We start from the raw sequence: 18,803 nt of genomic DNA on the forward strand, positions 1-18,803 counted from the left end.
CGTCCGAGTAAGCGGGTAGGCTGCCCCGGCGTGCGCTCCGTCGCGAGCGCACGCCGGGGGCCTTTGAACCGCTACACGGGAGGAACCGGTCTTGCACGTCCAGGAGTGGCTCGAAACAGTGCCCCCGCTCGCCGTCTATCTGCTGGTGGGGCTGGTCATCGGCCTGGAGAGCCTGGGCATCCCGCTGCCGGGCGAGATCATCCTGGTCTCCTCGGCGCTGCTCGCCTCCCAGCACGGTGAGATCGACCCGTTCGTCCTGGGCGCCTGCGCCACCGCCGGGGCGATCATCGGTGACTCCATCGGCTACGCGATCGGCCGCAAGGGCGGCCGTCCGCTGCTGGCCAAGCTCAACCGGCGGTTCCCCAAGCACTTCAGCGAGAGCAATATCGCCGTCGCCGAGCGCTCGTTCGACCGCTGGGGCATGTGGGCGGTCTTCTTCGGCCGGTTCATCGCCCTCCTGCGCATCTTCGCCGGCCCGCTCGCCGGTGTCCTGCAGATGCCCTACTGGCGTTTCCTCGTCGCCAACGTGCTCGGCGGCATCCTCTGGGCCGGCGGCACCACGGCCGTCATCTACTACGTCGGAGTCGTCGCCGAGGCATGGCTCAAGCGCTTCTCCTGGCTGGGCCTGGTCCTGGCCGTCCTCATCGGCGTCACGTCGATGCTGGTGATCAGGCGCAAGGCGAAGAAGGCGGCGGAAGCGGCGGAGAGGCCGGAAGCGGACCTGGTCCCCGCCGACTCCTGACAGGACCGGCGCCACACGCCAGTGCCGCGCCCCGCCGCGCACCGAGGGCGACACCTGCCCTGGCCGCAGTGCCGGGGCCGGCTCGCACCGGAGCACCTGGCGCTGCCTGAACCGGAGCGCCGATCCGGATGCGCGAACCGGAGTACCGGGCTTGGGTCCGACCTGGAGTGCCGGGCCTGGGTCCGACCTGGAGTGCCGGGCTTGGGCTTGGCCGAAGGGCCCGGACCAGTCTCCAGCCGGAGCGCCCGGTTCAGGCTGAACCGCAGCGCTGGGCCCGGCTTGACCGGAGCGCCTGGCCGGAGCCCGAAACCGAGCACCCAGCCCGGGCCCGCACCCGCAGCCCCCGGCCGGAATCCGAGCCGAAGACGTGGCGTCGGCCTGAACCGGAGCGCCGAACTCGGTGCCCCGGAGCCCTCGGCCCGGACCCGAGCCGAAGACCGTCCGTCGGCCTGAACCGGAGCGCCCGGCTCGCGCCTCAACCGGAGCGCCTGGCCCGCGCCCGAACCGGAGCGCCTGGCTCGCGCCCGAACCGGAGCGCCCGGCCTGAGCAGGAGCGCCCGGCCTGAGCCGGAGCCCTCGGCCCGACCTGGACCGAAGTGCCCCGCCCGAGGCCGGGCTTGGGCGAAGTGAACGGCCCGAGCTTCGACCGGGACGTTCCCCGCGCCCCGCGCCCCGCGTACGGCCTACGCGCCGTACTCCTCCTGTGCCTCCCGGTGGGCCGCGGCCAGTTCCGTGTAGTGCGTGCCGTTCAGGGTCACCAGTTCCCGCTCCTCCTCGGTGAGCGGGCGCTTCACCTTGGCCGGAACGCCCGCGACCAGCGAGCCCGGCGGTACCCGCATCCCCTGCGGGACCAGTGCCTGCGCGGCCACCAGCGACCCTGCTCCGATCACCGCGCCGTTCAATACCGTCGCGCCCATGCCGATCAGGCAGTCGTCCTCGACGGTCGCCCCGTGGACCACCGCGTTGTGCCCGATGGAGACCCGCGCGCCGATCGAGACCGGGAACCCGGGGTCGACGTGCAGCGTGCAGTTGTCCTGGACGTTGGCGTCCGCGCCGATCACGATCGGCTCGAACTCGGCCCGCAGCACGGCCCCGTACCAGACGCTCGACCCCGGCCGCAGCGTCACGTCCCCGATCACCACCGACGTGGGGGAGACGAACGCGGCCTCCTCCACATCCGGCTTGTTGCCGCCGAACGTCGTGATCAGGGCCCGCTGCCGGTTCATCGCCGCCTCCTGGGGGTGGGTGAGGATCAGTCCGCACCCGCACCGTAAGCCATGGCGGGCGCATCCCGTGGGGTGAAGATCACAGCCGTACGGCGTCATGCGGGTGCGGCGCGGTGAGTACCGTGAGCGGGTGCCGAAAAGCAAGAACACGTTCTCGTCCTGGCGGGGCCGCCTCGTGCAGCGCGCCGTCCACGCGGGCTGGGCGTGGCTGCAGCGCACGGGGTCGGTGACGGCCGACCGCCCCGGCCGCTTCCGCTTCGGCGCGATGGGAACGGGTACCAGACTCGCCTTCCCGCTCGGCACGGTCTTCGGTGAACCGTGGATCCAGCTCGGCTCCCACTGCATCATCGGCGAGCAGGTCACCCTCACCGCCGGGCTGATGCCCGATCTGGACCTCGGCGCGGAACCGATCCTGCGCATCGGTGACGGTGTCGTCCTCGGCCGGGGCAGCCATGTCATCGCCGACACCACCGTCACCATCGGCAGCGACTGCTACTTCGGCCCGTACGTGTACGTGACGTCCACGAACCACTCCTACGACGACCCGCACGAGCCGATCGGCAAGCAGTGGCCGCGGATGGACCCCGTGTCCATCGGGCCGGGCTGCTGGATCGGCACGGGTGCGGTGATCCTCCCCGGCGCACGGATCGGGCGGAACGTGGTCGTGGCCGCGGGAGCCGTGGTGCGCGGGGCGGTGCCGGACCACTCGGTGGTGGCGGGGGCGCCCGCGCGGGTCGTGCGGCGCTGGGATCCCGTCGAGGGATGGCAGCCGCCGATCCGGACGCCCGCGCCGGTGCCGATACCCGACGGGGTCACCCCGGAGCAGTTGCTGGCCCTCGCCGAGTGGGACGCGGAGGGCGCGGGGGACTCCGCCTAGGTGATCAAGGCCCGGCACCGCGCAGTACAGTTCGGTGCGTGTCCGGTGCCCCCCGCTGCGGCGCCTCGCGGTCAACCTCTCCATGGAAAACATTGGACGGAACGTGTCGGATCTCGATCTGCTGACCCAGTCCCTGGCACGCAACGTCAAGCGCTGGCGCACCGAGCGGGGGTTCACGCTCGACGCCCTCGCGTCCCGCGCCGGCGTCAGCCGCGGCATGCTCATCCAGATCGAGCAGGCCCGCACCAACCCCAGCATCGGCACCGTCGTGAAGATCGGGGACGCGCTCGGGGTCAGCATCACCACCCTGCTCGACTACGAGCGGGGCCCCAGGGTCCGGATCGTGCCGGCCGAGCAGGTGGTCCGGCTCTGGCACACCGAGGCGGGCAGCCACAGCAAGCTGCTGGCCGGCGCGGAGGCGCCCGGCCCGCTGGAGATGTGGGACTGGCTGCTGATGCCCGGCGAGGGCAGCCGGTCCGACCCGCACCCCGTGGGCACGGTCGAGATCGCCCACGTCACCGAGGGCGAGCTGACCCTCACCGTCGAGGGCACGGAGTACCGGGTGCCGGCCGGCGCGAGTGTCACCTTCGAGGCCAACGCGGCCCACGAGTACGCGAACCGGGCGGACGTGCCGACCCGGATGGTGCTGACGGTGTCGGTGCCGGCCGCGCACTGAGCGGTTCCCCGGTCACCGGCCGCCCTTTGTTACCGTGCGGCCCATGCGCACACCCATCGGAGACTTCGACCACGCCACCCCCGCCCCCGACTGCCTCGACGACCTCGTGGGTCCGGTCTCCGACGCCGTTCGCGACTGGTCCGGCAGCGTGCCCGCCGACCGGATCCTGTACGTCGAGACGGACCCGGAGTGGGCCGACACCGCCGTGTTCGTCCAGCACTACGGGAAGGACCTGCTCGACACCTCCGCGAACTGCGTGGTCGTCTCGGGCAGGCGGGGCGGCGAGTCGAGCCTGGCCGCGTGTGTCGTGCTCTCCGCCACCCGCGTCGACGTCAACGGCGTGGTCCGCCGCCGGCTGGGCGCCCGCAAGGCATCGTTCGCCTCGATGGAGACGGCCACCGGGGAGACCGGGATGGAGTACGGCGGCATCACCCCCGTCGGGCTGCCCGCGTCGTGGCCGGTCCTGGTGGACTCCGCCGTGGTCGACCTGCCGTACGTCCTGGTCGGCAGCGGACGGCGGCGCGGCAAACTGCTGGTGCCGGGGAAGGCATTCGCGGAACTGCCCAACGCGGTCGTGCTGGAAGGGCTGGGCGTCGTCTGACCGGCCCCCCCGCCGGGGAGGCCGGGCCGGAACGCCGGAACGCCAGAACGCCAGAACGCCGGGCCCCGGGCACGAGGCCCTGGACCCGGCGTCGTACGACAGGCTGCCGGTCAGGCGGCGACGGTGCCGGCCTGGGTGCTGAGCTGCTCCAGGACCTCGGTCAGACCGGTGACGACCTCGGCGTCGTCCGCCGGGTGGGTCTCGGCGAAGCGGACGACCGAGCCGGGGATGGAGAGCTTGGCGTCCTCCAGGACCGTGGCGCCGGCGATACCGAGGGCCTTGCGGGTCTCGTCCTGCGCCCACACGCCGCCGAACTGGCCGAACGCGGTGCCCACCACGGCGACCGGCTTGCCGGTGAAGGAGCCGGCGCCGTACGGGCGCGACAGCCAGTCGATGGCGTTCTTCAGGACGGCCGGGATGGTGCCGTTGTACTCGGGGGAGAAGAGCAGGAAGCCGTCGACCTGGTTGGCGGCCTCACGCAGACGGGCGGCGGTGGCCGGAAGGGCGGCCTCGGTGTCGATGTCCTCGTTGTAGAACGGGACGTCGGCCAGGCCCTCGTACAGCTCGATCGTGACGCCCTCCGGGGCGTGCTTCACGGCGGCCTCGGCGAGCTGGCGGTTGTGCGAACCGGCGCGAAGGCTGCCGACGAGCGCGAGGATGCGTACGGACATGAGCTGACTCCTAGTAAGGGCGAGCACCTGGGAAGAGCTAAGCGGACCGGGGTCCGTTGAAATTTGTAGCAGCTATCCGGACCGGGGTCCACTTCTCTGTGGTGAGCGTTACGCTCATTTCATGAAAGAGTCGCTGCCGCCCTTTCCGGCGCCTCAGGACCCCGACCCCCTCGACGGACTGCTGAACCTCGCCACCACCGCCCCCGAACCGCCCCGATTGCGCGCGGACGCGGCCCGCAACCGCACCCGGCTGCTGGAGGTGGCCGCCCGGCTGGCGGCCGACGGGGGCGCCGCCAAGCTGACCATGGAAGCCGTGGCGACCGCCGCCGAAGTGGGCAAGGGCACCGTCTTCCGGCGGTTCGGCGACCGGACCGGGCTGATGTTCGCGCTCCTCGACCACCACGAGCGGGAGCTGCAGGCCGCCTTCCTCACCGGCCCGCCGCCCCTCGGGCCCGACGCGCCGCCCGTCGAGCGGCTCCGGGCCTTCGGCGTGGCCGTCGTCCGCCACGAGTACGCCCACCGGGACCTCTACCTGGCCGCCGGCGCGAACGTCTCGCGCCGGCACACCAGCCCGGCCAACCAGCTCCGTCTGGGGCACCTGTGCATGCTGCTGCGCCGGGCCAGGGCGACCGGCGACATCGAGCTGCTGGCGCAGACCCTGCTGGGATTCCTGGACATCGGCCTCGTCGACCACCTCGTGGAGCGCCGGGGGATGTCTCTCGAACGGCTGGAGCAGGGGTGGGCTGACCTGGTGGAGCGGCTGGTCGTGACCGCGTAGCCACCCGGAGGCGCCGGGAGCCGCAGGGAGACGGGGCAGTCAAAGCGACCGCTTGGTAACTTTGGGGGCGGGTGTCGGGGAACGGCCTCGTACGCCGGGTGAGGGGACGGGCCACATGACCGACGAGATCGCCGAGCACGCCGGGAACGGCCCGGCCGGGGACGACGTGACGAGCCGCCCGGACGGCACAGGCAGGGGCACGGGCACAGGCACCGGGTTCTTCACCTCCGTGGACGACGTCGCCGCACGGCTCGCCGACGTGGGATACCTCGCCTCGACGGCCGTCGCCACCACCGTCTTCCTGGCCGACCGGCTCGGCAAGCCGCTGCTGGTGGAAGGCCCCGCGGGCGTCGGCAAGACCGAGCTGGCCAAGGCCGTCGCCCGGGTCGGCGCCGCCCGTCTGGTCCGCCTCCAGTGCTACGAGGGCATCGACGAGTCCCGCGCCCTGTACGAGTGGAACCACGCCAAACAGCTGCTGCGCATCACCGCCGGACGCGACGAGGCGTGGGACGACACCCGTACCGACATCTTCAGCGACGAGTTCCTGCTCACCCGCCCCCTGCTGACCGCGATCCGGGGCGACGAGCCGACGGTCCTGCTCATCGACGAGACCGACAAGGCGGACGTCGAGGTCGAGGGGCTGTTGCTGGAGGTGCTCAGCGACTTCCAGGTCACCGTCCCGGAGCTGGGCACGATCACCGCCACCCGGCGCCCCTTCACGGTCCTCACCTCCAACGCCACCCGGGAGCTCTCCGAGGCTCTGCGCCGCCGCTGCCTCTTCCTCCATCTCGACTTCCCCGACGCCGAGTTGGAGCGGCGGATCGTGACGCTCAGGGTCCCCGGTCTGGACGCCACGCTCGCCGACTCCCTGGTCCGGGTGGTCGGCGCGCTGCGGGAGATGGAGCTGCGCAAGGCGCCCTCGGTGGCCGAGACCATCGACTGGGCACGCACCCTGCTGGCCCTCGGCGCGGACACCCTGGACGAGAACGTCGTCCGGGACAGCCTGGGAGTGATCCTCAAGCACCAGGACGACATCGAGAAGGCCGCGCGGAAGCTGACGCTGGTATGAGCGCCGGGGCCCGTGACGCGAGCGGTACGACGCCCGGCACCGCGCTGGCCGACCGGCTGACCGCGTTCGTACGGGCGTTGCGCGGCCACGGGATACGGATCGGGCCGGGCGAGACCGTGGACGCGGCGGCCGTCCTGGAGGTGCTGGGCCTCGCCGACCGGGAGCGGATCCGCGAGGGGCTCGCGGCGGCGCTGCTGCGCGCCGACGGCCAGCGTGCCGTGTTCGACGCGGCCTTCGAGCTGTACTTCCCGCTGGGGGTGGGGGAGTTGGCGGCGGCGCGCGGCGCGGCCGCCGGGGACCGGGACGAGCTGCGCGACCGGCTCGCCGAGGCCCTGGCCGCGAACGACACGGCGGCCCTCACCCGACTCGCCGCCGAGGCCGTGGAGTTGCTCGGCCGTTACGGGACGCCGGGCGCGGACGGCTGGTCGGCCCACCAGACCCTGGACCGCCTCCGTCCGCAGACACTGCTCGCGCGGATCCTGGCGGGTGCGCGCGCGGACGGCGGGGAAGGCGCGGGTGCCCCGGGTGCGGGGGGCGGTGGCGGGTTCGGCAGGGGATTCGGCGGCGGATTCGGACTGGGTGCGGGTGCGGGCATGGGTGCGGGTGCGCGGTCCGCTACGGGCTCGGGTTCCGGAGCCGGCTCGGGGCTCGGTGCGGGCGGGTTCACCGACCGGCTGGACGCCGACGAGATCCGGCGCCGTATCGAGGACTTCCGGAAGCGGGTGGGTACGGAGGCACGGCGGCGGGTCGCCGAGCGGCGCGGAGCGGAGATGATCGCCCAGCGGGGCATCGCCCGCGGCGCCGACCAGGTCGACTTCCTCGTCGCGGGCCGCGAGCAGCTCGTCGAACTGCGCCGTACCGTCCAGCCGTTGGCCCGTAAGCTCGCGACCCGGCTGGCCGCCCGGCGGCGCAGGGCCGCGCGCGGCCAGATCGACATCCGGCGCACGCTCCGGCGCTCGCTGTCCACCGGGGGTGTGCCGCTGCGCCCGGCGTACCGGCGGCATCGGCCGGCACGTCCGGAGATCGTGCTGCTGTGCGATGTGTCCGGATCGGTCGCCGGGTTCGCGAACTTCACGATGCTGCTGGTCCAGGCGATGCGGGACCAGTTCAGCAAGGTGCGGGTGTACGCGTTCGTCAATCGCGTCGACGAGGTCACCCGGCTCGTCACCAACGGCGAGGCCGATCCCGCCGGACTCGGCCGCCGGATCGCCGACGAGGCCGCGGTCTCCGGCTGGCACGGCAGCAGTGACTACGGTTCCGCGCTCGGGGAGTTCGCCGAACGCCACCTCGACGCGATCGGCCCGCGTACGTCGGTGATCGTGCTCGGGGACGCCCGCACCAACGGGTTCGACCCGCGCGCGGACGCACTGCGGCGCATCGCCGCCCGCGCCCGCCGCGTCCACTGGCTGAACCCCGAGTCGCCCGAACAGTGGGGCACCGGCGACTCCGCCGCCCTCGTGTACGCCGAGATCGTCGACATGCACGCCTGCCGGAACGCCCGGCGGCTCGGGGAACTGGTGACCCGGCTGCTGCCGGTGTGAGACGTACGGGGCCGGCCGGCCCTCACCCCCGGCCGGTGTCGATCACGCAGAAGCGATTGCCCTCCGGGTCGGCCAGGACGACGAAGTCGGCGTCCGGCGGGTAGGAATCCCACGCGACGCGCCGTGCTCCGAGGCCCAGCAGCCGCCGCACCTCCGCCGCCTGGTCCTCCGCGTCGCCCGCGTAGAGGTCCAGATGCACCCGCGGGCGCTCCTGCACCGGGGTCTCGCTGAAGCCGATGGAGAGCTGGACGCCAGTGCCCCGCGGGTGCACCAGGACGACCCAGTCGTCCTCCGGCTCCTCACGCGGAACGTACCCGAGGGCCTGTCTCCAGAACGCGGTGGCCCGCCCCACGTCGGACGCGCCCAGAACCACGGAACCGATGCTCAGCATGGTCCGATTCTCGCCCCTGCGGATCCGCCGCACTGCGGCGATCCTGGAGACAGACCTCGACCTCAGGAGGTGCGCCCATGTTCCGCACCGTCACCGTGGGTATCGACGGTTCCCGCGAGAGCCTGGCCGCCGCCGAGTGGGCGGCCCGGGAGGCGCGGCTCCGGGCTCTGCCGTTGCGGCTGGTCAACGTCTGGGAGCCGGTTCCCGAGCCGATGGGCCGGGAGCCGGTGCTGGGCGCGGCGACGGGGCCGGGCCAGGGGGAGACCGGTGTAGGAAGGGTGTTGAGGGAGGCCGCCGACGGGATACGGCTGCGGCACCCCGGGCTCGACCCGGGCGTGGAGCAGTTGACGGGTCGGGCGAGCGAGGAGCTGGTGCGGGTCGCGCACGAAGGGGACCTGCTGGTGCTGGGTTCCCGCGGGCTGAGCGGGCTCGCGGGGTTTCTGCTCGGCTCGGTCGGGCTGCACGTCGTCGCGCACACCGAGCGGCCGGTGGTGCTCGTGCGGGCGCAGGAGCGGGCCGCGGACGAGCACACGCCGAGCGCCACCGGCACGCCGTCGGCCCTGGCGCCCTTCCGGCCCGTCGTGCTCGGGCTGGACACCGTACAGCCCGACCACACCCTGATCCGGTTCGCGTTCGAGGCGGCGGAGGCGCGGGGAGCGCCGTTGCGGATACTGCACGACTGGCGTCCGCCCCCGCACTCCGGGCTGCGGGAGAGGCCCGGTCTGGAGGCCGATCTCGACGCGGACGTGGGCGAGGTGGAGGCGGGCACGCTGCACGAGGTGCTGGTGCCGTGGCGGCGGGAGTTCCCGGGGGTCGAGGTGGTGGAGGAGTCACGGCGGGGGAAGGCGGCCGAGCATCTGCTGGAGGCGTCCCTGGACGCGTCGCTCGTCGTGGTCGGGCGGCGGGTGCGGCATGCGCCGGTGGGCGCGCACGTCGGGCCGGTCGTGCACGCGCTGCTGCATCACGCGGCGGTGCCGGTGGTGGTCGTCGCACACGAGTGAGGCCGGTGGACCTGGCCGCGGGGAGCACCTTGTCGTGTGGTCGCCCCCCGCCCCGGGGCGCACGGGAGGAAGGCGCCGCGCTCCCCGGGGCGGGGGGCTCACCGGCCGGTTCAGGCGTCGGCGGGCAGGCGGGGGATCTCTATCGCCGGGCAGCGGTCCATGATCATGTCCAGGCCCGCCGCGCGGGTGCGGTGGTAGGCCGCCTCGTCGACGACGCCGAGCTGGAACCACACCGCCTTGGCACCGATGCGGGCGGCCTCGTCGGCGACGGGGCCCGCGAGGTCGCTGTTGACGAAGACGTCGACGACGTCCACGGGGAAGGGGATGTCGGACAGCGAGGCGTAGCCCTGTTCGCCGTGGACCGTCTCGGCCTTGGGGTGCACCGGGACGACACGCTTGCCGTAGCGCTGCAGGACCTCCGCGACGCCGTACGCCGCGCGGCCGCGGTTGCCGGACAGGCCCACGACGGCCCAGGTCTCGCCGAGTTCCGTGAGGACCTTGCGGATCGTGTCGGGGTCGCCGTACATGCCGTCTCCTTCTGTTCTGGCCGGGTGCCGCGCGGGAGAGCCCCGGGTGCGGGGGCTGCCTGCGGCAACAGCGGGAGGTGCGCGCCGAATTCCCGGTCCGGAGCACCGGGCGTGCGGCTCGATCTCCGGAATGCCGTCGTCCGCACTGCGTTCGGCCGCTTCCGCGCCTACGCTCAGCCCGTGCTGCGTATCACTGACGCCCGGACCGGCGAACCCGCCGAGATCCGCAGGGCGCTCACCCGGGTCCATGCCCACACGCCGGAGGACACCCCCTCGGCGCTGCGCGTCCTGCTGGTCGCGGACGTCCTCGCCCGCGCCCTCGAACTGGGCGGGAGCCCCGTCCTCTTCGTCGCCGACCCGCCGGCCGCCCTGCGGGAGCGCGCCGACGGCCTCGGCGTCCGGCGGAGCGAGACCTCCGGGGCGACGCGGGGCGGGCGGCAGGTTCTGCACGTGGCCGTGTCGGGCGAACCGGCCGACCCCCGCACCGACGCCGGGACCGCGGTCGAGGTCGGCCCTGTGACCGAGGCCGGCCCCGTGACCGGGACCGGCGAGCCGGCCGCGTCGGGCACCGCCCTGCGGCTCGCCCTCCTCAGCCCTCCCCGCCGAACCCCCGTGACACTCGACACCACCGCCGTCCGTGAGGCCGAGGACACGCTCGGCCGCTGGCGCGGGTCGGTGGCGGCCTGGGCGGCCCGGCCGTCGCGGCCGGTCCCCGAGCCCGTCCGGCAGGCACTGCGGGAGGCGTGGGACGACGACCTCGACGTACGCGCGGTGCTCGACGTGCTGCGGGACGTGGAACGGGACCCGGACGTCCCCGACGGCGCCCGGTTCGAGACGTACGCCTACGCCGACCGCCTCCTCGGGCTGGAACTCACCCGGGAGATCGGGGCGACGGCATGACGCCCCGTGCCGGCGCCGGACCGCTGCGCAGACTCGTCGTCCTGCGGCACGCCAAGTCCGCCTGGCCCATGGGCGTCCCCGACCACGAGCGCCCCCTGGCACCACGCGGCCGACGCGACGCCCCCGCGGCCGGACAGGCCCTCGCCGACGTGGACTGCCTGCCCGACCTGGCCGTGTGCTCCACGGCCGTACGGGCGCGTCTGACCTGGGAACTGGCCTCCGCGCAGTGGGGGACGCCCCCGCCCGTGCGGTACGACGAGCGGGTGTACGCGGCCGACGTGCCCGAACTGCTCGACGTGGTGCACGAGACCCCCGGCCATGTGCGGACGCTGCTGCTCGTCGGTCACAACCCGGGACTGGAGGAACTGGTGCTGGAGCTGGCCGGCGACGCCCTCGACGGTGCGCTGGACGACGTACGGACCAAGTTCCCCACCTCGGCGCTCGCCTTCCTGTCCTGGCACGGCGGGACCTGGGCCGCGCTCGCCCCGGGCACGGCGCTGCTGACGGACGTGCTCGTGGCCAGGGGCGCGAAACGGTCCTGAGCGCCGCCCGACCGCAGGCCCGTCCGCCGGCCGACGCCCCGCGCGGGCGTGCGCCGGCCTGCGCATAGGCTGGCCGGATGCAGGACGAGTACCGCACCGTCGCCCGCGCCGGCGTGCACGAGACCGAGGTCAACCGATCGCGGTTCCTGTGCGCGCTCGCCCCGGCGGCCACCGAACAGGAGGCCCAGGACTTCGTCGCGGCCGTCCGCAGGGAGCACGCCGACGCCACCCACAACTGCTACGCGTACGTCATCGGTGCCGACGCGGCCGTCCAGCGCGCGAGCGACGACGGGGAACCCGGCGGCACCGCCGGCGTCCCCATGCTGCAGATGCTGCTGCGCCGGGACATGCGGTACGTCGTCGCCGTCGTCACCCGGTACTACGGCGGGGTCAAACTGGGCGCCGGCGGACTCATCAGGGCGTACGGCGGTGCCGTGGGCGAGGCCCTGGACGCGCTCGGGGGCATCACCCGCCGGCGCTTCCGGCTGGCCACGGTGACCGTCGACCACCAGCGGGCCGGCAAGCTGCAGAACGACCTGCGGTCCACCGGGCGCGAGGTCCGTGACGTGCGGTACGCCGAGGCCGTCACCCTGGAGATCGGCCTGCCCGACGCCGAGGTCGATGCCTTCCGCGCCTGGCTCGCCGACACCACCGCGGGCACGGCCGGGTTCGAACTCGGGGGCGAGGCGTACGGGGACGCGTGACCGCGGATGTCCGGGATGTCCCGGATGCGCTGTCGGGCCGGGGGGCGTGCGGGAACGCGGAGGGGGCGGCGTTCGCGGGTCGGTTCGCCGGTAGGCGCCCGTGATGTCCGACCCGCCTGTTAGGTTCGAGGATCATGAGGCTGCTGCACACTTCCGACTGGCATCTCGGTCGGGCGTTCCACCGGGTGAACATGCTCGGCGCGCAGGCCGAGTTCATCGGTCACCTGGTCACGACCGCGCGTGAGCGCGAGGTGGACGCGGTGGTGGTGGCGGGAGACGTGTACGACCGGGCGGTGCCCGCGCTGGCGGCGGTGGAGCTGTTCGACGACGCCCTGCACCGTCTCGCCGAGCTGGGCGTGCCCACGGTGATGATCTCCGGGAACCACGACTCGGCACGGCGGCTCGGTGTGGGCGCGGGGCTCATCGGCCGGGCGGGCATCCATCTGCGGACGGCGGCCTCGGGGGCCGGGACCCCCGTGATGCTCCCCGACACCCACGGCGACGTCGCCTTCTACGGGCTGCCCTATCTCGAACCCGCCCTGGTGAAGGACGAGTTCGGGGTGGAGAGGGCGAACCATGAGTCGGTGCTCGCCGCTGCCATGGACCGGGTCCGGGCCGACCTCGCCGCCCGGCCGCCGGGCACCCGTTCCGTCGTGCTGGCCCACGCGTTCGTCACCGGCGGCACGCCCAGCGACAGCGAACGGGACATCTCCGTCGGCGGGGTCGACTCGGTGCCGGCGGGCGTCTTCGACGGCGTCGACTACGTGGCGCTGGGGCATCTGCACGGCAGCCAGACCCTCACCGACCGTATCCGCTACTCGGGTTCGCCCCTGCCGTACTCCTTCTCCGAGGCCGACCACCGCAAGAGCATGTGGCTGGTGGACCTCGGCGCCGACGGTGCCGTCGACGCCGAGCGCGTCGACTGCCCGGTGCCGCGCCCGCTCGCCCGCATCCGGGGCCGGCTGGACGACCTGCTCGTCGCACCGGAGCTGGCCCGGCACGAGGAGGCGTGGGTCGAGGCCACGCTCACCGACCCGGTCCGGCCCGCCGAGCCCATGGCCCGGCTGTGCGCCCGCTTCCCGCACACGCTCAGCCTCGCCTTCGACCCCGAACGCGCCCCCGGCGACCCGGACGTCTCCTACGCCCGGCGCCTCGCCGGCCGCGACGACCAGCAGATCGCCGAGGACTTCGTCGCCCATGTCCGCGGCACGGGGCCCGACGCCCACGAACGGACCGTCCTCAGGGACGCGTTCGACGCGGTGAGGGCCGATGAGACCGTACGAGAGGCTGTTCGATGAGCCGCGGTCGCCGCAGGGTGAACCGCCTGCCGGCGGTGTGCCCGGTGCGTGGCGGGGAGAGGTGGTCGATGGGCCGTGCCGACGGCGGGGAGGGTCGCCCGATGCGGGATGCGGGTGGCCGGGAAGGCTGCACGACGAGTCGTACGGACGGCCGCGCGGGTCGTCCGACGAGCCACCTGGTCCGCCGGGCGACGTATCCGGTTCGTCCCGCCTGTCCTGCCTGTCCTGCCGGTCCGGCGCGTTGCCGGGCCGTTCGACCGGCGGCGCACGACGGATGCCGGCGCACGGCCCCCTCGACGACCGGCCGGGGTCGTCCGGCCGGACGTACGTACGAGCCCGGGGGCCGTCCGGCGGCGACCGGCCGTACGGGGGCTGCCGGGCACCTGCCTCTCGGGGCGCCCCGCCGGGCGGGCGCGGCGGGTGGTGGCCGATGAGGCTCCACCGGCTCGACATCACCGCCTTCGGTCCCTTCGGCGGCGCCCAGTCCGTCGACTTCGACGACCTCTCGGCGGCCGGGCTGTTCCTGCTGCACGGCCCGACCGGCGCCGGCAAGACCTCGGTCCTGGACGCCGTCTGCTACGCGCTCTACGGCGCGGTGCCCGGCGCCCGGCAGAACGGCCAGGGCGCGACCCTGCGCAGCGACCACGCGGCACCCGCGACACGCACCGAGGTCCGCCTCGAACTGACCGTCGCCGGACGCCGGTTGGAGATCACCCGGCAGCCGCCCTGGGAGCGGCCCAAGAAACGCGGCCAGGGCACCACCCTCGACAAGGCACAGAGCTGGCTGCGCGAGTACGACACGGCCACCGCCTCCTGGAAGGACCTCAGCCGCTCCCACCAGGAGATCGGCGAGGAGATCACCCAGGTCCTGGGGATGAGCCGGGAGCAGTTCTGCCAGGTCGTGCTGTTGCCGCAGGGCGACTTCGCACGCTTCCTGCGCGCCGACGCCGAGGCGCGGGGCAGACTGCTCGGCCGGCTCTTCGACACCCATCACTTCGCCGCCGTCGAGAAGCGGCTCGCCGACCGGCGCCGGGCGACCGAGGCGCGGGTCCGGGAGGGCGACGCGGACCTGCTCGCCGACGTCCACCGGATGCAGCAGGCGGCGGGGGACGCCCCGGAGCCGCCCGGCCTCGCGCCCGGTGACCCGGGCCTCGCCGACGCCGTGCTGGGCTGGGCCGCCGTCGTCCGCAGCACCGCCCGTGAACGGCTCACCATCGCCCACTGCGCGCGGGCGGCGGCCGAGTCGGCGCGCGCCGCCGCCGGCCGGGACCTGGACGACGTACGCGAAGTGGCGCGGCTACAGGAGCGGTTCGCGCAGGCGCGGGAGCGGGCCGCGCGGCTGGAGGAGCGGGCCGGAGAGCACCGCGAGGACCGGGCGCGCATGGAGCGGGCCCGCAAGGCGGAGGCCGTGGTGCCCGCGCTGGAACTGCGGGACGAGGCGGAGACCGCGCACCGGCGTGCGCGTGCCGCCGAGGAGGGCGCGCGGGCGCGGCTGTCGGGGGCGTACGCCGACGAGGGCGCCGCCGGACTCGCCGCCGCCGCCCGCCGAGCGGCTCAGGAGCTGGGCGGGCTGGAGTCGGCCCGCCGCGCGGAGCGGCGCCTTGCCGAACTCCTCGCCGAGCGGGCGGAGTCGGACAGCGAGGAGCGGGCCGACGAGGAGGTCCTCCAGGACGCCGAGAGCTGGCTCGCCGCATGGGAGACGACCCGCGCGGAGCTGCGGACCCGGATCGAGTCCGCCCAGGAGGCCGCCACCCGCGCCGAACAGCTCGCCGTGCGGCGGGAACCCGCCGAGCAGCGGCTCGCCGCCGCACGGCAGCGTGATCAGCTCGGGCGGGACACGGAGGACGCGCAGGCGCGCGTGCTCCGGCTCGCCGAGCGGGCCGTCGAGGCCCGCGCCCACTGGCTCGACCTCAAGGAACAGCGGCTCTCCGGCATCGCGGCGGAACTCGCCGCCGCACTGGTCGACGGGCAGCCGTGCGCCGTCTGCGGCGGCACCGAACACCCCGAGCCCGCCCGGAAGGTCGCCGGACACGTGGACCGGGAGACGGAGGAGCGGGCGCTCGCCGCGGCCCAGCGGGCCGACGAGGAGCGGGCCGAGGCGGAGCGCCGGCTGGGAGTCGTCCGGCAGGCGTACGCGGCGGCGAGCGCCGAGGCCGGTGACGCGCCGACGGAGCGGCTCGCCGCCCTGGTCGAGGAGATGACGGAGGAGTACGCGCGGGCCCGGGCCGGTGCCTCCGATCTGCATCCCGCGCAGGAGGCCCTGCTGCACGCCGAACACGAGCGGGACCGACGGCTCGACGCCCGGCGGGAGGCCGCCGTGCGGGCCGCGTCCCGCGACACCCGGCGGGACGCGCTGGAGCGGGAACGGGAAGCGCTGGAGGGGGAGTTGGCGCAGGCCCGGGGCGATGCCGAGAGCGTGGCCGCGCGGGCCGCGCAGTGGGAGCGGCTGGCCGGGCTCCTCGGCGAGGCCGCCGAGGCGGTGCGGACGGCCGACGACACCGCGCAGCGCCTCAAGGACGCCGACGCGCGTCTCGCCGACGCGGCGTTCCGCGCCGGGTTCGACACCCCGTCGGCCGCTGCCGCCGCCGTCCTCGACGACGCCGCCCACCGGGACCTGCAACACCGCCTCGACGCACGGCAGTCGGAGGAGGCCGCCGTACGGGCCGTGCTCGCCGAGGCCGAGACGGCCGCCGCGGCCGGGCGGCCGGCCGCCGACCTAGCCACCGCCGAACGGACCGCCGCGGCCGCGGCCCGGCGGCTCCAGGACACCGTCTCCGCGTGGGACGCCGCCGAGCGGCGCGCTGCCGAACTGGACCGGCTCTCCGCGCGGGCGACCGCCTCCGTGCGCCGGCTGGCGCCGCTGCGCGAGGAGTACGAGCGCGTCGCCCGGATGGCGGGCCTCGCTGCCGGCACCTCGGCCGACAACGAACGCAGGATGCGCCTGGAGTCCTACGTCCTCGCGGCCCGTCTGGAGCAGGTCGCCGCCGCGGCGACCGTACGGCTCCAGCGCATGTCGTCGGGCCGCTACACCCTCGTCCACTCCGACGACCGGTCCGGGCGGGGCCGCAGCGGGCTCGGACTGCACGTCGTCGACGCCTGGACCGGGCGGGAGCGGGACACGGCCACGCTCTCCGGCGGCGAGACGTTCTTCGCCTCCCTCGCGCTGGCCCTCGGGCTGGCCGACGTCGTCACCGACGAGGCGGGGGGCGTGCGTCTCGACACCCTCTTCGTCGACGAGGGGTTCGGCAGCCTCGACGACCAGACCCTCGACGAGGTGCTCGACGTCCTCGACGCGCTCCGCGAACGCGACCGCAGTGTCGGCATCGTGAGCCATGTCGCCGACCTGCGGCGGCGGGTGCACGCCCAGCTGGAGGTAGTGAAGGAGCGCACGGGGTCGGTCGTGCGGCAGCGCGGTCGGTGACGGAGGGCGGTCGGGGGAACGGGCGGTCAGTGACCGAGGGGGCGTCGCGACAGCGGGCGGTCAGTGGCCGAGGGGACGTCGGGGGAGCGGTGAAGAGTAGACCACGCTCGTCGTGACCGACCCCAGCGTGCCGAGCCGGCCCGACACCTCCTCCAGATGACGCATCGAACGGGCGGCGACCTTGATCACGAAGCAGTCGTCGCCCGTGACGTGGTGCGCCTCCAGGATCTCGGGCGTGACGGCCACCAGGTCGTGGAACGGCTTGTAGTTCCCGTGCGGGTAGCGCAGACGGACGAAGGCCAGGATCGGCAGCCCCAGCCGCTCCGGGTCCACGACGGCCGCGTACCCCTGGATCACCCCCGCCTCCTCCAGCCGCCGCACCCGCTCGGTCACCGCGCTCGCCGACATCGACACCGCCCGGGCCAGCTCGGCGAAGCCGGTCCGGCCCTCGCGCTGGAGGATGTCGAGGATGCGCCAGTCGGTGGCATCGGGCTCGTACGGGGATTGTGCGGTCATGTGCGAGAGATAGCAGGTGAATCCCCGGCCGATCAAGGGCAGGGCCGTGGAATGCCCCTTCAGGCCGGCGTCGGCCGACCGTAGATTCCTGGTCAGGGAGACGGAGCCGAAGCCGAACGGCTCCGCGAGGGAAGGGGCCCACTCATGAGCGTCAGCACGTCCGCCGCCAACGCCGTCCTGCGGGTCGCCCCGGCGGCCCCCGCCGACGCCGCGGCGTACTTCCGGGCCAGTCTCGTCTTCCACGCCGACGCCTCGGACGTGGCCGCCACCCTCGCCGCCGACGGCGACCCCGGCTTCGTGGTCCTCGACTCCCGCTCCACCGCGTCCTGGGACCAGGGCCACATCCCGGGCGCGGTCCACCTGCCGACCGCGCTGATCGCCGAGCAGGCCGAGCAGGTGCTCGACAGGTCCGTGCCCGTCGTCACCTACTGCTGGGGCCCCGGCTGCAACGGCGCCACCCGTGCCGCCCTCGCCCTCGCCGAACTCGGCTTCCAGGTCAAGGAGATGCTCGGCGGCTTCGAGTACTGGGTGCGCGAGGGCTTCGCCTACGAGACCTGGGAAGGCGTGACACGGCGCGCGGCCGACCCGCTGACCGCGCCGGAGGACAGCGCCGACTGCGGCTGCTGACAGGCAGTCAACAAGCGCTCAGGGGTGGCCAGTTCGGCCGCGGGGGCGCCGTGTAGCTTCTGGGCATGGCTCGATACGCGGATACGGCGGTGGTCCCCGGTGCGGTGCGGTGGGTGGAATCGGGCGGCGGCCCGCTCATAGCGGTGCCGGAAGCGGTGCTGCCGTTCTGGGCGGGAGCCGACGGCGACGAGACGTCCTCCGACCACGACCGGGCCTGTGACCTCGACGGACACGTGGGCCTGCTGCCGGTCGGCGACAGCCGCGCCCTGGTCCTGGGCCGCGAACCCGCCGCCACCACGTATCTGCCCGAGCACGCCGCCTTCGTACGCCACCACGCCGCCGACTCCGCGCCCGGACCCCGCGCGGCCGGATCCCTCGCGGACGTCCCGGCGGCGCTCGACGCGGCCGCCTGGGAGCCGGAGGTGCGGTGGCGGGTGCCGGGCCCGGTCGTCCTGTTCGACGCCGCCCGGCCCGGGGGCGCCGTGCGCAAGGGGGACCACGTACGGGTGGAGCTGACCCCCGGCCGCTACGGGGTGCGCGCGGCCCGGGTCGCGACGGGCCCGCGGACCTGGCTCGGTCTCGTGCGGCTGAGACCGCTGACCGGCTGAGACCCTTGACCGGCTGAGACCGCTGACCGGCCGAGACCCTTGACCGGCTGAGACCGGTGACCGGTCGAGACCACCGACCGGTCGAGA

At 74.3% G+C, this 18,803-nt stretch carries 20 protein-coding genes; 15 read left to right on the plus strand and 5 right to left on the minus strand.

Translation table 11 applies throughout. From position 1 onward, the window contains the following. The first annotated feature begins 91 nt into the window (after positions 1-91). The gene (locus tag PYR72_RS39955; RefSeq protein ID WP_275459806.1) at positions 92-742 is read left to right on the plus strand and encodes a DedA family protein; all 651 of its coding nucleotides are present in this window, start codon (positions 92-94) and stop codon (positions 740-742) included. A 683-nt stretch (positions 743-1,425) separates the two neighbouring features. Here PYR72_RS39955 and PYR72_RS39960 read toward each other — a convergent pair. Then, positions 1,426-1,968 carry a gamma carbonic anhydrase family protein gene (locus PYR72_RS39960; RefSeq protein ID WP_059080829.1) on the minus strand — a complete coding sequence of 181 codons (543 nt, stop codon included), beginning with the start codon at positions 1,966-1,968 and terminating at the stop codon, positions 1,426-1,428. A gap of 97 nt (positions 1,969-2,065) precedes the next feature. On the opposite strand from PYR72_RS39960, the gene PYR72_RS39965 reads away from it, so the two are divergent. The 3 genes from PYR72_RS39965 (at position 2,066) to PYR72_RS39975 (ending at position 4,122) form a co-directional block, all read left to right on the plus strand. Beyond that, a complete protein-coding gene (locus PYR72_RS39965; RefSeq protein ID WP_275459807.1) occupies positions 2,066-2,845 on the plus strand; it encodes an acyltransferase in 780 nt (259 codons plus the stop codon). A 103-nt stretch (positions 2,846-2,948) separates the two neighbouring features. Beyond that, the gene (locus tag PYR72_RS39970; RefSeq protein WP_275459808.1) at positions 2,949-3,521 is read left to right on the plus strand and encodes an XRE family transcriptional regulator; all 573 of its coding nucleotides are present in this window, start codon (positions 2,949-2,951) and stop codon (positions 3,519-3,521) included. Between the two features lie 43 nt (positions 3,522-3,564). Next, positions 3,565-4,122, plus strand: a complete 558-nt coding sequence (locus PYR72_RS39975; RefSeq protein WP_275459809.1) for a YbaK/EbsC family protein — start codon at positions 3,565-3,567, stop codon at positions 4,120-4,122. A gap of 110 nt (positions 4,123-4,232) precedes the next feature. Here PYR72_RS39975 and PYR72_RS39980 read toward each other — a convergent pair whose 3' ends face one another. Beyond that, on the minus strand, positions 4,233-4,793 hold the full coding sequence (locus PYR72_RS39980) for an NAD(P)H-dependent oxidoreductase (RefSeq protein ID WP_275459810.1): 561 nt from the start codon (positions 4,791-4,793) through the stop codon (positions 4,233-4,235). Between the two features lie 121 nt (positions 4,794-4,914). Here PYR72_RS39980 and PYR72_RS39985 point away from each other — a divergent pair, with 121 nt between their 5' ends. The 3 genes from PYR72_RS39985 (at position 4,915) to PYR72_RS39995 (ending at position 8,181) form a co-directional block, all read left to right on the plus strand. Next, positions 4,915-5,571, plus strand: coding sequence for a TetR/AcrR family transcriptional regulator (locus PYR72_RS39985; protein WP_275459811.1), 657 nt, complete (start codon positions 4,915-4,917; stop codon positions 5,569-5,571). Positions 5,572-5,686: 115 nt separating this feature from the next. Then, positions 5,687-6,640: a MoxR family ATPase gene (locus tag PYR72_RS39990; RefSeq protein WP_275459812.1), complete on the plus strand. Its 954-nt coding sequence runs from the start codon at positions 5,687-5,689 to the stop codon at positions 6,638-6,640. Continuing rightward, positions 6,637-8,181: a VWA domain-containing protein gene (locus PYR72_RS39995; protein ID WP_275459813.1), complete on the plus strand. Its 1,545-nt coding sequence runs from the start codon at positions 6,637-6,639 to the stop codon at positions 8,179-8,181. Before PYR72_RS39990 ends, PYR72_RS39995 begins: the two co-directional genes overlap by 4 nt. Before the next feature lie 22 nt (positions 8,182-8,203). Here PYR72_RS39995 and PYR72_RS40000 read toward each other — a convergent pair whose 3' ends face one another. Next, the gene (locus tag PYR72_RS40000; RefSeq protein ID WP_275459814.1) at positions 8,204-8,572 is read right to left on the minus strand and encodes a VOC family protein; all 369 of its coding nucleotides are present in this window, start codon (positions 8,570-8,572) and stop codon (positions 8,204-8,206) included. Positions 8,573-8,649: 77 nt separating this feature from the next. Here PYR72_RS40000 and PYR72_RS40005 point away from each other — a divergent pair, with 77 nt between their 5' ends. Next, positions 8,650-9,573, plus strand: a complete 924-nt coding sequence (locus PYR72_RS40005; RefSeq protein WP_275459815.1) for a universal stress protein — start codon at positions 8,650-8,652, stop codon at positions 9,571-9,573. Positions 9,574-9,683: 110 nt separating this feature from the next. Here the strand turns inward: PYR72_RS40005 and PYR72_RS40010 are convergent, their stop codons facing one another. Next, the gene (locus PYR72_RS40010) at positions 9,684-10,100 is read right to left on the minus strand and encodes a CoA-binding protein (RefSeq protein WP_275459816.1); all 417 of its coding nucleotides are present in this window, start codon (positions 10,098-10,100) and stop codon (positions 9,684-9,686) included. 180 nt (positions 10,101-10,280) lie between these two features. Here PYR72_RS40010 and PYR72_RS40015 point away from each other — a divergent pair, with 180 nt between their 5' ends. From PYR72_RS40015 to PYR72_RS40035, 5 genes are all read left to right on the plus strand, one after another. After that, the gene (locus PYR72_RS40015) at positions 10,281-11,000 is read left to right on the plus strand and encodes a hypothetical protein (RefSeq protein WP_275459817.1); all 720 of its coding nucleotides are present in this window, start codon (positions 10,281-10,283) and stop codon (positions 10,998-11,000) included. Then, complete coding sequence (locus PYR72_RS40020; RefSeq protein ID WP_275459818.1) at positions 10,997-11,542, plus strand: histidine phosphatase family protein; 546 nt, start codon at positions 10,997-10,999, stop codon at positions 11,540-11,542. The genes PYR72_RS40015 and PYR72_RS40020 overlap by 4 nt, the downstream gene beginning before the upstream one ends. Positions 11,543-11,619: 77 nt before the next feature. Further along, on the plus strand, positions 11,620-12,246 hold the full coding sequence (locus PYR72_RS40025; protein WP_275459819.1) for a YigZ family protein: 627 nt from the start codon (positions 11,620-11,622) through the stop codon (positions 12,244-12,246). Positions 12,247-12,380: 134 nt separating this feature from the next. Continuing rightward, on the plus strand, positions 12,381-13,544 hold the full coding sequence (locus PYR72_RS40030) for an exonuclease SbcCD subunit D (protein ID WP_275459820.1): 1,164 nt from the start codon (positions 12,381-12,383) through the stop codon (positions 13,542-13,544). 430 nt (positions 13,545-13,974) lie between these two features. Then, positions 13,975-16,965, plus strand: a complete 2,991-nt coding sequence (locus PYR72_RS40035; protein ID WP_275459821.1) for an SMC family ATPase — start codon at positions 13,975-13,977, stop codon at positions 16,963-16,965. A gap of 60 nt (positions 16,966-17,025) precedes the next feature. On the opposite strand, the gene PYR72_RS40040 is transcribed toward PYR72_RS40035, so the two are convergent. Next, complete coding sequence (locus tag PYR72_RS40040; protein ID WP_275459822.1) at positions 17,026-17,481, minus strand: Lrp/AsnC family transcriptional regulator; 456 nt, start codon at positions 17,479-17,481, stop codon at positions 17,026-17,028. A 144-nt stretch (positions 17,482-17,625) separates the two neighbouring features. Here PYR72_RS40040 and PYR72_RS40045 point away from each other — a divergent pair, with 144 nt between their 5' ends. After that, entirely contained in the window at positions 17,626-18,108 is a 483-nt protein-coding gene (locus tag PYR72_RS40045; protein WP_275459823.1) for a rhodanese-like domain-containing protein, read from the plus strand. Between the two features lie 65 nt (positions 18,109-18,173). After that, on the plus strand, positions 18,174-18,716 hold the full coding sequence (locus PYR72_RS40050; RefSeq protein ID WP_275459824.1) for an immunity 21 family protein: 543 nt from the start codon (positions 18,174-18,176) through the stop codon (positions 18,714-18,716). Positions 18,717-18,803: the final 87 nt, after the last annotated feature.

Source organism: Streptomyces sp. VNUA24 (genome assembly GCF_029167005.1).
Lineage (GTDB): Bacteria > Actinomycetota > Actinomycetes > Streptomycetales > Streptomycetaceae > Streptomyces > Streptomyces scabiei.